A 15,026-nucleotide genomic window follows, 5' to 3' on the forward strand; every position below is an offset into this window, starting at 1 on the left:
GACATTCGGACACGAGCCCTGCCGTAGCGATCGCTACGGCAGGGCTCGTGTCCGAATGTCGGCACTGACCCCGGTTTTAAGGGTTACATGCTGGCGTTGGAACTCCAGAATTTCCACCAGTGGCGCTCGGCTTTTTTGCCCTGGTCGAGGAATTTCGAGTTCGGATAGTTGAGCTTGAACACGCGCTCGGTGTCGTTTTTCAGCTCGGTCATGCCCAGCTTGTCGTAGCTGCGGATCATGATGAACAGCGCTTCTTCGATCGCCGGCGTGTCGCGGAAGTCGCTCATGATGCCCATCGCGCGGTTCGCCGCGGCCAGGTAGGCGCCACGGCGGTAGTAGTAGCGCGCCACGTGGATCTCATACGACGCCATCGCGTTCAGCAGATAACGCATCCGGTCCAGCGAATCCGGCGTATACTTGCTGTTTGGGAACTTGGTGACGAGTTCCTTGAAAGCCGCGTAGGCTTCGCGCGTGGCTTTCGGGTCGCGTTCGGTGGCGTCCTGCTCGTAGATGAAGTTCAGGAAGCTGACCTGATCGTTGAAGTTGATCAGGCCGCGCAGATAGTACATATAATCCACGTTGGCGTGATTCGGGTGCAGCTTGATGAAGCGTTCGACGGCCGCCAGCGCCTGGGCCTGGTCCTGCGATTTGTAATAGGCATAGGCGATGTTCATCTGCGCCTGTTGGGCGTAGGTGCCGAATGGATAGCTCGATTCCAGCTTCTCAAACAACTGAATTGCACGTTCATAGTGCTGGCCATCCAGTTCTTCGCTCGCCTCCGAGTATAATTTCGATGCGCTCCAACCTTTTGTTTCGTCGATCTTTTCGGAGAAAAGGCCGCAACCCGACAAACCAAGCAGAACTACCGTTGCTGCGACTACCGCTAATTTTTTTTGCATATCTTTTGCAAGAAACTGTTTAACCAAAGTTTTACGAGGCTAATTATAGCCGATAGGATTACCGTGATATTAAACGCAAAGCCAAATTTGGCCGAATCTTCCTCCGCCCACGATGCCGACGCCGACCTGATGGTCACCGACAGCGATTTTGGCGAGGACGACGACGGCCTGGCTCCCATCGAACTCCAACTGGCTACTGAGCACTGCGGCCAGCGCCTGGACAAAGTCATCTCGGGCCTGGTACCGCAATTTTCCCGCGGCCGCCTGCAGACCTGGATCACCGATGGCTTCGTGACGGTCGACGGCAAAACCGCCAAAAGCACCAAGGACACCGTCTACGGCGACGAGAAGATCGTCATTCTGCCCCAACCGGAGCCGGAAGACGAGGCTTTTAAGCCGGAACCGATGGAACTTAACATTGTTTTTGAAGATGAGCACCTGATTGTCGTGAATAAACCGGCCGGTCTGGTGGTCCATCCGGGCAATGGCAACTGGTCCGGCACCTTGCTCAACGGCCTGCTGCACCATTATCCGCAACTGAGCGGCGTGCCGCGCGCCGGCATCGTGCACCGCCTGGACAAGGACACCAGCGGCCTGATGGTGGTCGGCAAGACCCTGGCCGCGCAGACCGACCTGGTGCGCCAGCTGGCGGCCCGCACCGTCAAGCGCGAGTACTTCGCAGTCGTGTGGGGCACGCCGCGGATTAGCGGTACTATCGATGCGGCGATGGGCCGCCACCCGCGCGACCGCGTCAAGATGGCGGTCTCGACCGGCATGGGCTCGAAGCCGGCGATCACCCACTACCAGCTGATTGCCAGCGGCAAGCTGGGCGAGGGTCGTCCGGTCAGCCTGGTGCAGTGCCGTCTGGAAACGGGCCGCACCCACCAGATCCGCGTGCACATGCAGTCGATCGGCTTCCCGCTGGTCGGCGACACGGTGTACGGCAAGCAGCACCTGGCCGACTATTTCCCGCGCCAGGCGCTGCAGGCGCGCCGCCTGGGGCTGGTACATCCGGCCACCGGCGAGCAGTGCGAGTGGATCGTGCCGCTGGCGAACGATTTTGCGGAATTGCTGGCGCGCGCCGGCATTGAGGAACCGGAACAGATTTGATGTCTACACAGCAGCAGTGGTTGTTCCCGAACTGGCCGGGCCTGCCAGGCACGGTCGGCGTGCTGTCGACCACGCGGCGCGGCGGCGTCAGTCCGGCGCCGTATGACGATGGCATGGGCCGTGGCGGCCTGAATCTGGGCACCCACGTTGGCGACCAGCCGCACAATGTGGCGCGCAACCGCGCCATCCTGCGCGAGATGCTGCCCGGCGATCCGGCCTGGCTGTCGCAGGTGCACGGCACGGCGGTGGCCAATCTGGCCGACGTCGGGCCGCAGCAGGTGCCGGACGCGGACGCGTCCGTCTCCACCATTCCCGGCAAGGTATGCGTGATCATGACGGCCGACTGCCTGCCGGTGCTGTTCTGCGACAGGGAAGGCAAGACCGTGGCGGCCGCCCATGCGGGCTGGCGCGGGCTGGCCTCCGGCGTGCTGGAAAAAACCGTGGCCGCCATGCGCGAAGCGGGCGCCGGCGAAGTCATGGCGTGGATGGGGCCGGCCATCGGCGCCTACCAGTTCGAAGTCGGCCCCGACGTCAGGCAGGCCTTCCTGGATGGCGCCATCGACGAATCCGGCGTGCGCCATGTCGAGGCCGCCTTCAGCCTCATCGAAGGCAAGCCGGGCAAGTATTTGTGCGATATCTACGGCCTGGCGCGCTATCTGCTGCACCGTACCGGCGTCAAGGAAGTGCATGGCGGCGAGTTCTGCACCGTCTCCAATTCCGGCCGGTTCTACTCCTACCGCCGCGACGGCGTCACCGGTCGCCAGGCGACGTTGATCTGGATCAAATGAACTTACTGCGGGATCGCCGGGTCTTTCTGGGCAGCGTCCCGCGCCGCCTGCTCTGCGGCGCGGCGGCGCGCCTTGCGCTTGCCGGTGCCGGCGATGTACATCAAGGTCCCGAGCGGCAGCACGCAATAGAACAAAAACGTTACAATTCCCGCAACGACGGAAGTTTCCGTCAATGCCATCAGGCCGACGACGTAAATCCAAGCAATAGCAACAATCAGCATTGTGTTTAACTCACTTTAGGGAACCGCACATGAATTTGCCCGATCCACAAGCTTTCAACGCCTGGATGCAGTCCAATCCGATGGCCGCCATGATGCAGGATGTCGGCGCCCACATCAAGCCGGAGGCGATGGCGGAGCTGAAGAACGCCTACTTGAAGGATTTCGGCGAGCTGTGGCAGGATCTGTTGACCGGTAAAACGCCGCCCGTGAGCGACCGCCGCTTCAGCTCGGCAGCGTGGCAGGGCAACCCGATGACGGCCTTCAACGCCGCCGCCTACCTGCTGAACGCGAAATTCCTCAACGCCATGGTGGAAACGGTGGAAGCCACGCCGCAGCAAAAGCAGAAGATCCGCTTCGGCGTGCAGCAGATTATCGACGCCATGTCGCCGGCCAACTTCCTTGCCACCAATCCGGAAGCGCAGCAGAAGCTGATCGAAACCAAGGGCGAGAGCCTGACGCGCGGACTGGCCAATATGCTGGGCGACATGAACAAGGGCCACATCTCGCTGTCGGACGAATCGGCGTTCGAGGTCGGCCGCAACCTGGCGATCACCGAAGGCACGGTGGTGTACGAAAATCCGCTGTTCCAGCTGATCCAGTACACGCCGAAAACCGCGACCGTCAGCCAGACGCCGCTGCTGATGGTGCCGCCGTGCATCAACAAATTCTACATCCTCGACCTGCAGCCGGAAAACTCGCTGGTGCGCTATGCGGTGGAGCAGGGCAACACCGTGTTCCTGGTCTCGTGGAGCAATCCGGACAAGTCGCTGGCGCACACCACCTGGGATGATTACGTGGAAAAGGGCGTGATCGAAGCGATCCGCGTGGTGCAGGACATCAGCGGCGTGCAGAAGCTGAACATGTTCGGTTTCTGCGTCGGCGGCACCATCGTGTCGACCGCGCTGGCGGTGCTGGCGGCGCGCGGCGAGCAGGCCGCCAACAGCCTGACGCTGCTGACCACCTTCCTCGATTTCAGCGACACCGGCGTGCTCGATGTGTTCGTCGACGAAACGCAGGTGTCCATCCGCGAACAGCAGCTCAAGGACGGCGGCCTGATGCCGGGCCGCGACCTGGCCAGCACCTTCTCCAGCTTGCGTCCGAACGACCTGGTGTGGAACTACGTGCAGTCCAACTACCTGAAGGGCAACGAACCGGCCGCCTTCGACCTGTTGTACTGGAACTCGGACAGCACCAATCTGCCGGGCCCGATGTTCTGCTGGTATCTGCGCAATACCTACCTCGAAAACAAGCTCAAGACCGGCGAACTGGTGGTGGCGGGCGAAAAGGTCGACCTGGCCAGCATCGACGCGCCGGCGTTTGTCTACGGCTCGCGCGACGACCACATTGTGCCCTGGCCATCGGCCTTCGATTCGCTCAACATCCTGTCCGGCAAGACGCGCTTCGTGTTGGGCGCCTCCGGCCACATTGCCGGCGTGATCAACTCGCCGGCCAAGAACAAGCGCAACTACTGGACCAACGACAGTGGCAAAGCCAAAACGTCCGAGGCCTGGTTCAAGGGCGCGACCGAAGTGCCGGGCAGCTGGTGGCCCGAATGGGCCAAATTCCTGAGCGACAACGGGGGTAAAAAAGTCAAGCCGAAGGCCAAGCCCGGCAACGTCAGGTACCAGCCGATCGAAGCCGCGCCTGGCCGTTACGTCAAAGTCAAAGCCGATTAGCACCGCAGGCAGACGGGGTCTGTCCCCGCACGGGGACAGACCCCAGGGTCCGCGCCGTGCGGGGTAAGGCAAAACTTAGCTGCGTTGCAATAAAATCCAAAACTTATATCAGATTGTGCAAGAATTATGTGTTCGCCTCTATAATAAGTAAAAGTAGGCACGCGGGAAGGGGACCAACAGTCCGCTTTCTATCCGATATTGAGAGACATGCGCTGCGGCGCAATAAAACGGACCTGTGATGAGTAGTGCGAAAAAAAATGCTGACCGCCTGATCAAGAAATATCCGAATCGTCGTCTGTACGACACGCAGACCAGTTCCTACATCACGTTGACCGACGTGAAGCAGCTGGTGCTGGATAACGAAGAATTCACCGTTGTCGATGCCAAGACCAATGAAGACCTGAGCCGCAGCATCCTGCTGCAGATCATCCTGGAAGAGGAGGCCAGCGGCGCGCCGATGTTCTCCAGCGATGTGCTGGCCCAGATCATCCGCTTCTACGGCCACGCCATGCAGGGCATGATGGGCTCTTACCTGGAAAAGAACGTCCAGGCCTTCACCGACATCCAGCGCAAGTTCACCACCGGCACCGCCGTGGGCGGCCAGCCGTTCAGCCCGGAAATGTGGACCCAGTTCATGAATGTCCAGGGCCCGATGATGCAGGGCATGATGAACAACTACATCGACCAGAGCAAGAGCCTGTTCGTGCAGATGCAGGAGCAGATGCAGAACCAGAGCAAGAACCTGTTCGGCACCTTCCCCTTTGTCCCGGTTCCGCCGACCGACAAAAAGTAATTTCGCTACGTAGCTTGGTAGTGGCCCAGCGGCACAGCACACCACGGTGGCTGTGCCGTTTTTGTAACTTGATTACAAAATTCCGATAATTCCGTTGACACCTCAATTTCTTCAGTATTACTATTGACAACATCTTGTGGAAGCGCTTCCACTCAATGTTTCAGCGAAGGAGTTTTTGTGGTGTCAGTTGCAAATGATGAGACGTTTACGCCGCCGGCCGACTCGGTCCTGTGGAACAAAGATTTCCTGATCGGCGCGGCCACCGCCGCCTATCAGATCGAAGGCGCGATCCATGAGGATGGCCGCCTGCCGTCGATCTGGGACATCTTCTCGGCCACGCCGGGCAAGACCCTGGCCGGCGACACCGGCGAATTCGCCTGCGACCACTACCACCGCTGGCCGGAGGATGTGGAGCTGCTGGCCAGCCTGAACGTCGGCGCCTACCGCCTGTCGATCTCCTGGCCGCGCGTGATGACCATCGACGGCCAGCCGAACGAGCAGGGCATCGCCTTCTACCGCAAGCTGCTGACGGCGCTGCGCGCCAAGGGTCTGAAGACCTACGTCACGCTGTACCACTGGGATTTGCCGCAGCACCTGGAAGACAAGGGCGGCTGGGTCAACCGCGACACCGCCTACCGCTTCGCCGAATACGCCGACATGATCAGCAGGAAGCTGGCCGGCCTGGTCGACGCCTGGGCCACGCTGAACGAGCCATGGTGTTCGGCCATGCACGGCTACGGCACCGGCCATCACGCGCCGGGCAAGAAGGACGTGGTGTTCGCCACGCAGGCGATGCACCATCTGCTGCTGGGCCACGGCCTGGCGGTGCGGCACCTGCGCGCCAACGATCCGCAGGCGCAGGTCGGCATCGTCGCCAACGTCGGCCGCGGCACCAGCACCGACAGCAGCGCGGCCGGCCAGCGCGCCGCCTGGCTGTTCGAGCTGCAGCACAATAACTGGATCCTCGATCCGCTGCTGAAGAAGTCCTATCCATCGGCGCTGTGGGAGCTGTGGCCTGGCGCCGAGCCGACCATCCTGGCCGGTGACATGGACATCATTGGCACGCCGCTGGACTTCTTGGGCATCAATTACTACTTCCGCACCAACGTGGTCAGCGATGGCAAGCATGGCTACACCGAAGTCGATCTGGAAGGCGTGGAGCGCACGCAGATGGGCTGGGAAGTGTATCCGGAAGGCCTGCGCCACCTGCTGGTCGGCTTCCACCGCGACTATCCGAACCTGCCGCCGATCTACATCACGGAAAACGGCATGGCCACCGACGATGCGGTGGTGGACGGCGAAGTGAACGACCAGCAGCGCATCTCCTTCCTGAACCGCCACCTGGCGGCGGTGGATGCGGCGGTGAAGGCAGGCGTCGACGTGCGCGGCTACTTTATCTGGTCGCTGATGGACAATTTCGAATGGGCCTTTGGTTATGAGCGCCGTTTCGGTATCATTCATGTCGATTACGCCACACAAAAGCGTACGCTGAAACGCAGCGCCAAACTGGTGACGGAATTTTTAGCGCAGAGGGCCGCGCAGTAAGACACCAGTAAGCTATCCGAATAAAATGGGCGCTCGACGCCCAATGGGAGACAGAATGTTTAAGGCCACACAAGTGGGCAGCGCGATCGCGCTAGCTCTGGCAGTGAGCGGCGCGCAGGCGCAAGCGCCGTTGAAGGCAACCGTGATTCACTGGTGGACATCGGGCGGCGAGTCCGCCGCCGTCAAGCAGTTCGCCGAAGCGTACAACAAGGCCGGTGGCCAGTGGGTCGACCAGGCCATCGCCGGCGCCGACCAGTCGCGCGCCACCACCATCAACCGCATCGTCGGCGGCAATGCGCCGACCGCCGCGCAGTTCAACACTTCCAAGCAGTTCCGCGATTTCGTGGAGCAGGGCTTGCTGAACAACGTGGATGACGTGGCCATCGCCGGCAAGTGGGACCAGATCATGCCGCCGTCGATCCTCCAGGCGATCAAGATCAACGGCCACTTCTACGCCGCGCCGGTGGACATCCACATGCCGGCATGGTTCTTCTATTCGAAGGCCGCGTATAAAAAAGCCGGCATCACCAACGAGCCGCAGACCTGGGAAGAATTCCTGGCGCAGCTGGGCAAACTGAAAGCCGCCGGCGTGGTGCCGCTGGCCTTCGGCGGCCAGGTGTGGCAGGAGAAGATCACCTTCGACGCCATCTTCGCCATGGTGGGCGGCTCGGACCTGTACCTGAAGGTGTACCGCGACCGCGACCAGAAGGCCGTGATGTCGCCCGCCTTCAAGCAGGTGCTGGTCGAATTCAAGAAGCTGAAGGGCTTTGTGGACGCCGGCTCGCCGGGCCGCAACTGGAATGACGCCACCGCCATGGTCGTGCAGGGCAAGGCCGGCGTGCAGATCATGGGCGACTGGGCCAAGGGCGAATTCGCCGCCGCCAAGCAGGTGGCGGGCAAGGACTTTGGCTGCTATCCGGGCTTCGGTCCGAAGTCGCCGTACATCGTCGCCGGCGACGCTTTCGTGTTCCCGAAAACGAACGACGCCAATGCCATCAAGGCGCAAAAACTTTTGGCCAATGTGGTAACGTCTCCAGCCGCGCAAGTGGCCTTCGCCTCGCGCAAGGGCGCGATTCCGATTCGCGGCGACGTCGATGAATCGCAGCTCGATATCTGCGCGCGCCAGGGCCTGGCCATCATGAAAGACAAGTCGCGCCAGTTGCCGAACACCGAGATGTTGGCCAGTCCCGACACCACCGGTGCGCTGCAGGATGTGCTGACCAGCTACTGGAACAAGAACCAGTCGCCGGATGACGCGCAAAAAGCGTTCGCCCGCGCCATTAAAGGCGAATAAGCCATGGTCAAGAAACGCCAGAACGTTTCATTCGCGGCCTACGTCGCCATCATCCCGATGGCGCTGACGGTGTTGCTGGCCTACCTCGGCACCATGCTGTGGACGGCCCGCGTATCGGTCAGCAGCTCGCGCACCTTCCCGGCCAACGACTTTGTCGGCGCTTCGCAGTACATCCGCCTGTTCAACAACGAGCGCTGGCTGCTTTCGCTGCAGAACGTGGCGGTGTACGGCGTGCTGTTTATCGCCGCCTGCCTGGTGATCGGCTTTCTGCTGGCGGTGTTCATCGACCAGAAGGTGATGGCGGAAGGCGCGCTGCGCACCGTGTTCCTGTATCCGTATGCGATGTCGTTTGTCGCCACGGGCCTGATCTGGCAGTGGATACTCAATCCGGAGCTGGGCATCCAGGAAGTGCTGCACAAGCTGGGATGGGCCGACGCCAAGTTCGACTGGATCGTGGACCAGGACATGGCGATCTACACCATCGTCATCGCCACCGTGTGGCAGGCCTCCGGCCTGGTGATGGCGCTGATGCTGTCCGGCCTGCGCGGCGTGGATGAGGAAATCTGGAAGGCTGCGCGCATCGACGGCATCCCGCGCTGGCGCGTCTACAGCAGCATCGTGCTGCCGATGTTGGGATCGTCGGTATCGACCGCCTTCGTGCTGCTGTTTGTGATGGTGGTGAAGGTGTTCGACGCCGTGGTCGCGATGACCCAGGGTGGTCCGGGCACGGCCAGCGAAGTGCCGGCCAAGTTCATCATGGATTACCTGTTCGGCCGCGCCAATATCGGCCTGGCTTCCGCTGCTTCGATCGTGCTGCTGCTGACAGTGCTGGCCATCGTCGCGCCGCTGTACTTTGTGCGCAACCGCCGCGCTGCATTGGGGGCATGATGGGACAAGTTGTGAAACTCGATAAAACCACGGGCCTGACGGCCACCACGCCGCCGCCCTTGACCGCAGCGAATGACGCCAGCATGCCGACCCCGCGTCCGCGCCGCACCCCGGCATGGACGCCGGCGCGCCTCGGCGTGTACGGCTTCCTGATCGTGGCGGCGCTGTTCTTCCTGCTGCCGCTGTACGTGATGCTGGTGACGTCGGTCAAGCCGATGGAAGAGATCCGCCTCGGCACGCTGTTCGCGCTGCCGCAGCACATGACGCTGGAACCTTGGGTGCAAGCCTGGTCCACAGCCTGTACCGGCCTGGAATGCGGCGGTATCCGCAGCGGTTTCTGGAACTCGGTGGCGATTGTCGTGCCGAGCACCATCCTGTCGATCGCCATCGGCGCGGTGAACGGTTATGCGCTGTCGTTCTGGCGTCCGCGCGGCGCCGGCGTGCTGTTCGCCATCCTGATGATGGGCGCCTTCATTCCGGTGCAGGTGATGATCTATCCGCTGGTGCGCGTGCTGGCGTCGGTGAATCTGTTCAGCTCTCTGCCGGGCATCATCATCATCCACACCATCTTCGGCATGCCGGTGATGACGCTGCTGTTCCGTAACTACTACGCGGCGCTGCCGGTGGAACTGTTCAAGGCGGCGCGCATCGACGGCGGCGGTTTCTGGCGCATCTTCCTGCAGCTGATGCTGCCGATGTCGACGCCGGTGATCGTGGTCGCGGTCATCATGCAGGTGACGGGCATCTGGAATGACTTCCTGCTTGGCCTGGTGTTTGCGGGTTCCGAACACCTGCCGATGACGGTCCAGCTGAACAACATCATCAACACCACCACCGGCGAGCGCCTGTACAACGTGAACATGGCGGCGACCATTCTGACTTCGGTCGTGCCGCTGGCGCTCTACTTCATTTCTGGCCGCTGGTTCGTGCGCGGTATCGCTTCTGGCGCGGTTAAAGGGTAAATACAATGTCTAACGTAGCTATTCGTAATTTGCAGATTCAGCTTGGCGGCAACAAGGTCATCGAGTCGCTCAACCTGGATGTGAAAGCAGGGGAGTTCGTGGTGCTGCTCGGCCCATCGGGCTGCGGCAAGTCGACGCTGCTGCACAGTATCGCGGGCCTGATCGACACCAGCTCCGGCCAGATCGAAATCGGCGGCAAGGACATGACCTGGGCCGATCCGAAGGACCGCGGCATCGCGCTGGTGTTCCAGTCGTATGCGCTGTACCCGACCATGAACGTGGAAGCGAATATGTCCTTCGGCCTGCGCATCAACGGCACGCCGAAGGCGGAAATCGCCCGCCGCGTCAACCGCGCTTCGGACATGCTGCAACTGGGGCCGCTGCTGAAGCGCAAGCCGGCCAACCTGTCGGGCGGCCAGCGTCAGCGCGTGGCGATCGGCCGCGCCATCGTGCGCGAGGCGGACGTGATGCTGTTCGACGAGCCGCTGTCCAACCTGGACGCCAAGCTGCGCACGGAGCTGCGCCGCGAACTGAAGCAGCTGCACAAGCAGTTGGGCGCCACCATGATCTACGTCACCCACGACCAGGTCGAGGCGATGACGCTGGCGCAGCGCATGGCGGTGATGAAGGGCGGCGTGGTGCAGCAGTTCGACACGCCGGACGTCATCTACAACACGCCGGCCAATCTGTTCGTCGCCACCTTCCTCGGTTCGCCGGGCATGAACCTGTTCAAGGGCGCGCTGGAGCAGCGGGGCGATAAAACCATCTTCAGCAACGAACACCTGTCGGTCGACGTGACCGGCTATCCATTCAAGCAGCCGCTCACCGGCAAGCACGATTGCGTGCTGGGTGTGCGGCCGGAGGATATCGACGTCGGGCACAGTGACGGCGTCGGTCAGGCAGTGCGCGCATCGGTCTCGCTGGTCGAGGCCATGGGGGCGCACCGCGTAGTGTGGCTGGACTTCCACGGCACGCAGGTCGCGGGCATCGTGCAGGACCAGCAGCAGATTGAAACCGAGAAGGGCATCAGCTTCTCGATCCGCAGCAATCGTATTTCCCTGTTTGACGGAGCCAGCGAACAGCGGCTCTAAAGAATCGTAGTTGCTAAATCACCGGGTCTGCCATGGTATGGCCCGACGCACCCGTGCGTCTTGTGGTGGAACCGGTTCCACATGGAAGAAGCGAGGAGACATCAAATGAAAAAAACGATTTTAGCTTTGAGCATCGCACAGATAGCATTGAACGGCGGCGCGGCCTACGCCCAGCAGGCAAGCGATGCCCCGGCGGCGTCCAACGACAATATGGAGAAGATCATCGTCACGGCCACGCGCCGCGACACGCTGGTGCAGGACACGCCGCTGGCGATCACCGCCTACACGCAGGACACGCTGGCCAACAACCAGGTCAAGGATCTGGCGACCATGACGGCGATGGTGCCCAGCCTGGTGGTGGAACCGCACAGCGACTCGGGCGGCGTGCACGTGTACATGCGCGGCGTCGGCTCGGCCAATCACACGGAGCTGGGCGATCCGGCGGTGGCCTTCTACGTGGACGGCATCTACGTGCCGCGTCCGCAGGGCGCCACGGCGCTGATGTATGACCTGAACCACGTCGAGGTGGCGCGCGGCCCGCAAGGTACGCTGAACGGCCGTAACTCCACCGCCGGCGCGGTCAACCTGGTGTCCGGCGCGCCAAGCACCGCCAAGGTGTTCGGCTCGGCCAGCGTCATCATCGGCGACTACCATCACGTGCAGACGCAGGCCATGATCAACATCCCGCTCAGCGAAGACATCGCGCTGCGCATCGCCGCCATCAAGGATCAGCATGACGGCTATGTCGACTTCCTGAAAGGCTCCAACGTCATGCCGGGCGCGCAGAAATACGGCGCCGGCAACCAGACCGGCGCGCGCGCCTCGCTGCTGTGGAAGTTCACGCCTGACCTGAAGGCCACCTTCATCGCCGACTACTATAGCGACACCGGCGCCGGCAACATCTACCTGTCGGCCGAACCAAAGCCAGGCCAGAACCTGCGCTCCGCGCTGATCGACACGCCGGGTAACCTGGACCAGTCCATCATCACCGCCAAGACCAAGGTCGAGTGGCGCCCGATGGACGGCATCGCCACCCAGTACCTGGGCGCGTGGAGCCGCCTGAAGCGGACCAACGCCAGCGATGCGGACGCCGGCTTCTATCCAGGCTTCAAGGCGGAGAACCGCACCGAATGGTCGCAGTTCGACAGCGTCTCCAACGAGGTGCAAGTGCGTTCGGAATATGAGTCGCCGCTGCAGTGGGTGGGCGGCCTGTTCTTCTTCCGCGAGAAGAACAAGGTGCGCTTCGACATCGACCGCAGCCAGATTTCGGAAGCCATGCTGGCGCAGGATATCGCCAACGGCAGCGTGATCTTCGTGCAGCCGACCGTTGGCCAGTACGCATCGGCCATGTCCTTCATCCAGGGTGACCGCGAACTGCATTCCAAGGCCGCCTTTGCGCAGGCCAGCTACGACCTCGATCCGGTCTGGAAGCTGACCGCCGGCGCGCGTTACACCAAGGACCACAAGTTCGACATCGGCGGCCAGAACTGGGCCTGCCCGAACTGGCCGGACAACGCGCCGCGCGGCGCCACCCTGACGCCGAGCCAGATCGCGCAGCTGGTCACGCCGGGCGTGGGCACTATCAACACCCACAACATCGGACCGGGCGGCGTGGTCAATCAGGCCACTTGCGGCAATACCTACGGCGACAACACGGCCGACCTGGCATACGGCCAGGCGACCTGGCTGGGCCGCGTGGAGTACAAGCTGGCGCCGGACATCCTGACCTTCGCCTCGGTGACCACCGGCTTCCACTCGCCGGCCATCGGCGACGGCGGCGCCACCACCAAGCCTGAAAAACTGACCAGCTATGAACTCGGCTTCAAGTCGGACCTGCTGAACAAGCAGCTGTCGCTGAACATCGACGCGTTCTGGATGAAGTACAAGGACAAGCTGGAATCGCAGGTGGTCAACAACACGCTGCAGAACTTCAACGCGGCCGGCGCTTCGGTCAAGGGCGTGGAAGCGGAGTGGATGTGGCGTCCGACCAGCGTGGACCGCTTCAGCGGCAATGCGACATGGCTGAAGGCGCGTTATGACGACTTCCTGTCCTGCGACGTGGACGCCGCCCGTGCCAACGGCCAGGTGTGCGGCACCACCGCACCGACCGTCAATGTTGGCGGCACCGTGCTGAAACACGCGCCGACGTTTGCGACCACCCTGATGTACGAGCGCGACTTCGACGTCAGCAAGGGCCGCATCACGCCGCGCATTTCGGCGCACTACGAGACCAAGTCCTTCGTCGGTTCGGGCGCGTTTGCCAACGACGTGCCGGGCCATCCAGGCGTGAAGATGCAGGATTCGTACACCACGCTGGACCTGAGCCTGCGCTTCGAACCGCGCAACAAGGCATACACGGCCGAGCTGTTCGTCAACAACGCGACCGACAAGGAAGTGAAATATGACGCCATCGAAGTGTGCACGCAGGTTGGCGCGCCATGCCAGCCGACGCAGCAGATCTGGGCGGCGTACTACAACAACCCACGCACCTTCGGCGCGCGCGTCTCGATGAAGTTCTGATGTAGTAGTAAGGGGTAGTAGTCTTTGAGGATGGCGACTCCCCCGCCATCCTTTTTTTTTGCATGCTTGCACCCCCAAGCGAGGCGCATAGGCAGGGGTCTGACCCCGTACGGGGTCAGAGCCCGCGTGGCCCTGCGGGGTTCGCGCGAGAGGCTACGGAACCGCGCACCGTCACCGTGACAGGAAACTCCCGCGAAATCTCATGCTGCGTGCCGTAGCAGAGATTGAGCAGCCACCGCACCGCATTCTGCGTCAGCTGCTGCATCGGAATATGCACCGACGTCAGCCCCGGCGACGAAAACTCAGCCGAATAATCATCGTCATACCCAACGATGGACACATCATCCGGCACGCGCACGCCGGCACGGTGGAAACACGACATCGCACCCACGGCCATCTCGTCATTCGCACAAAACAGCCCGGTGAACTTGCCGCCCTCATTAATCAGCTGCTGCGTCGCCCCAAAGCCGCCTTCACGCGAAAAGTCCGATGCGATCAAGCGCACCTCGTCGCGGGCGATGCCATGCCGCGCCAGTTCATCAAAGAAGCCATGCAAGCGCTCCTCATTGTCCGACGTCCCGGCCGGACCGGAAATCACCGCCAACTGCCGATGTCCCGCGTCAAGCAGCGTGCGCGCCGCCAACTCACCGCCGTGATAGTGATCAGGGCAGAACGACGACGATTCCAGCGCCGGGCTGCGGCGGTTAAGAAACGCCATCTTCGGATGCATCTTGTGCAGCATCCGCATGTCTTCATCCAGCAGATCATGGCCCAGCACCACGATGCCGTCGCAATCCCGCCCAATCAGGAACTTGACAGCCTCAATCGCTTCCTCGCGCGGCGTGCCGTCGCCGCAGCCGGTGGCCACCACCACGTGGCGGCGCATGGCGCGCAGTTCGATGTCGGTTTGCTTGAGGATGGTGCCGTAATAGGCGCCGAAGAAGGAGGGCGCGAAAATGCCGATCATGCCCAGCGACTGCGCCGACAGCGAGCGGCCGATGGAGGAAGGGCGGAAGTTGAGTTGTTCGATGGCGGCTTGTACTTTTTTCATCGCCTCGGCCGACACGGGGCCGGCGCCTGAAATGGCGCGCGATGCTGTCGACATGCCCACACCGGCAAGCAATGCGACGTCTTTCAGTGTTGCCACACAATCTCCTCTAGCGATGGGCGTTAAGCCACTATCGTAACATGGTATAATCGTCGATTGCTCGTAATTATTGTGAAGCTTTAAGCAACCAT

The 15,026-nt window shown here is 61.9% G+C and carries 13 protein-coding genes; 10 read left to right on the top strand and 3 right to left on the bottom strand.

What is annotated here, in order from left to right:
- Positions 1-83: 83 nt before the first annotated feature.
- A complete protein-coding gene (locus GJ695_RS14580) occupies positions 84-899 on the bottom strand; it encodes an outer membrane protein assembly factor BamD (RefSeq protein WP_154365897.1) in 816 nt (271 codons plus the stop codon).
- 129 nt (positions 900-1,028) lie between these two features.
- Between GJ695_RS14580 and GJ695_RS14585 the strand changes: the two genes are divergently transcribed.
- Both GJ695_RS14585 and pgeF read left to right on the top strand, forming a co-directional pair.
- Positions 1,029-2,009, top strand: a complete 981-nt coding sequence (locus GJ695_RS14585; protein WP_154366095.1) for an RluA family pseudouridine synthase — start codon at positions 1,029-1,031, stop codon at positions 2,007-2,009.
- Positions 2,009-2,797, top strand: coding sequence for a peptidoglycan editing factor PgeF (gene pgeF / locus GJ695_RS14590; RefSeq protein ID WP_154365899.1), 789 nt, complete (start codon positions 2,009-2,011; stop codon positions 2,795-2,797). Before GJ695_RS14585 ends, pgeF begins: the two co-directional genes overlap by 1 nt.
- A gap of 2 nt (positions 2,798-2,799) precedes the next feature.
- On the opposite strand, the gene GJ695_RS14595 is transcribed toward pgeF, so the two are convergent.
- Positions 2,800-3,018, bottom strand: a complete 219-nt coding sequence (locus tag GJ695_RS14595) for a hypothetical protein (RefSeq protein ID WP_154365900.1) — start codon at positions 3,016-3,018, stop codon at positions 2,800-2,802.
- A gap of 29 nt (positions 3,019-3,047) precedes the next feature.
- On the opposite strand from GJ695_RS14595, the gene phaC reads away from it, so the two are divergent.
- The 8 genes from phaC (at position 3,048) to GJ695_RS14635 (ending at position 13,787) form a co-directional block, all read left to right on the top strand.
- The gene (gene phaC / locus GJ695_RS14600) at positions 3,048-4,694 is read left to right on the top strand and encodes a class I poly(R)-hydroxyalkanoic acid synthase (RefSeq protein WP_154365902.1); all 1,647 of its coding nucleotides are present in this window, start codon (positions 3,048-3,050) and stop codon (positions 4,692-4,694) included.
- A 238-nt stretch (positions 4,695-4,932) separates the two neighbouring features.
- Entirely contained in the window at positions 4,933-5,487 is a 555-nt protein-coding gene (phaR, locus tag GJ695_RS14605) for a polyhydroxyalkanoate synthesis repressor PhaR (RefSeq protein WP_154356883.1), read from the top strand.
- Between the two features lie 180 nt (positions 5,488-5,667).
- Positions 5,668-7,032 (top strand): GH1 family beta-glucosidase, encoded by a 1,365-nt coding sequence (locus tag GJ695_RS14610; RefSeq protein ID WP_371866530.1) that lies wholly within the window; start codon positions 5,668-5,670, stop codon positions 7,030-7,032.
- 55 nt (positions 7,033-7,087) lie between these two features.
- Complete coding sequence (locus GJ695_RS14615) at positions 7,088-8,326, top strand: ABC transporter substrate-binding protein (protein WP_154365906.1); 1,239 nt, start codon at positions 7,088-7,090, stop codon at positions 8,324-8,326.
- 3 nt (positions 8,327-8,329) lie between these two features.
- Positions 8,330-9,214, top strand: coding sequence for a carbohydrate ABC transporter permease (locus GJ695_RS14620; RefSeq protein WP_154365908.1), 885 nt, complete (start codon positions 8,330-8,332; stop codon positions 9,212-9,214).
- A gap of 83 nt (positions 9,215-9,297) precedes the next feature.
- Positions 9,298-10,176 carry a carbohydrate ABC transporter permease gene (locus GJ695_RS14625; protein WP_154366097.1) on the top strand — a complete coding sequence of 293 codons (879 nt, stop codon included), beginning with the start codon at positions 9,298-9,300 and terminating at the stop codon, positions 10,174-10,176.
- A 5-nt stretch (positions 10,177-10,181) separates the two neighbouring features.
- A complete protein-coding gene (locus GJ695_RS14630) occupies positions 10,182-11,267 on the top strand; it encodes an ABC transporter ATP-binding protein (protein ID WP_154365910.1) in 1,086 nt (361 codons plus the stop codon).
- A gap of 105 nt (positions 11,268-11,372) precedes the next feature.
- Entirely contained in the window at positions 11,373-13,787 is a 2,415-nt protein-coding gene (locus GJ695_RS14635) for a TonB-dependent receptor (RefSeq protein WP_166455227.1), read from the top strand.
- Positions 13,788-13,902: 115 nt separating this feature from the next.
- Here GJ695_RS14635 and GJ695_RS14640 read toward each other — a convergent pair whose 3' ends face one another.
- A complete protein-coding gene (locus GJ695_RS14640) occupies positions 13,903-14,934 on the bottom strand; it encodes a LacI family DNA-binding transcriptional regulator (protein ID WP_166455228.1) in 1,032 nt (343 codons plus the stop codon).
- Between the last annotated feature and the right edge of the window lie 92 nt (positions 14,935-15,026).

Source organism: Duganella alba, assembly GCF_009674495.1.
In the GTDB taxonomy this organism is placed as follows: domain Bacteria; phylum Pseudomonadota; class Gammaproteobacteria; order Burkholderiales; family Burkholderiaceae_D; genus Rugamonas; species Rugamonas alba.

Excerpts from the sequence above, each read along its gene's own strand:
- GJ695_RS14580 (WP_154365897.1), bottom strand. The coding sequence starts at position 899 with ATGCAAAAAAAATTAGCGGTAGTCGCAGCAACGGTAGTTCTGCTTGGT.
- GJ695_RS14585 (WP_154366095.1), top strand. The coding sequence starts at position 1,029 with ATGGTCACCGACAGCGATTTTGGCGAGGACGACGACGGCCTGGCTCCC.
- pgeF (WP_154365899.1), top strand. The coding sequence starts at position 2,009 with ATGTCTACACAGCAGCAGTGGTTGTTCCCGAACTGGCCGGGCCTGCCA.
- GJ695_RS14595 (WP_154365900.1), bottom strand. The coding sequence starts at position 3,018 with ATGCTGATTGTTGCTATTGCTTGGATTTACGTCGTCGGCCTGATGGCA.
- phaC (WP_154365902.1), top strand. The coding sequence starts at position 3,048 with ATGAATTTGCCCGATCCACAAGCTTTCAACGCCTGGATGCAGTCCAAT.
- phaR (WP_154356883.1), top strand. The coding sequence starts at position 4,933 with ATGAGTAGTGCGAAAAAAAATGCTGACCGCCTGATCAAGAAATATCCG.
- GJ695_RS14615 (WP_154365906.1), top strand. The coding sequence starts at position 7,088 with ATGTTTAAGGCCACACAAGTGGGCAGCGCGATCGCGCTAGCTCTGGCA.
- GJ695_RS14620 (WP_154365908.1), top strand. The coding sequence starts at position 8,330 with ATGGTCAAGAAACGCCAGAACGTTTCATTCGCGGCCTACGTCGCCATC.
- GJ695_RS14625 (WP_154366097.1), top strand. The coding sequence starts at position 9,298 with ATGCCGACCCCGCGTCCGCGCCGCACCCCGGCATGGACGCCGGCGCGC.
- GJ695_RS14630 (WP_154365910.1), top strand. The coding sequence starts at position 10,182 with ATGTCTAACGTAGCTATTCGTAATTTGCAGATTCAGCTTGGCGGCAAC.
- GJ695_RS14635 (WP_166455227.1), top strand. The coding sequence starts at position 11,373 with ATGAAAAAAACGATTTTAGCTTTGAGCATCGCACAGATAGCATTGAAC.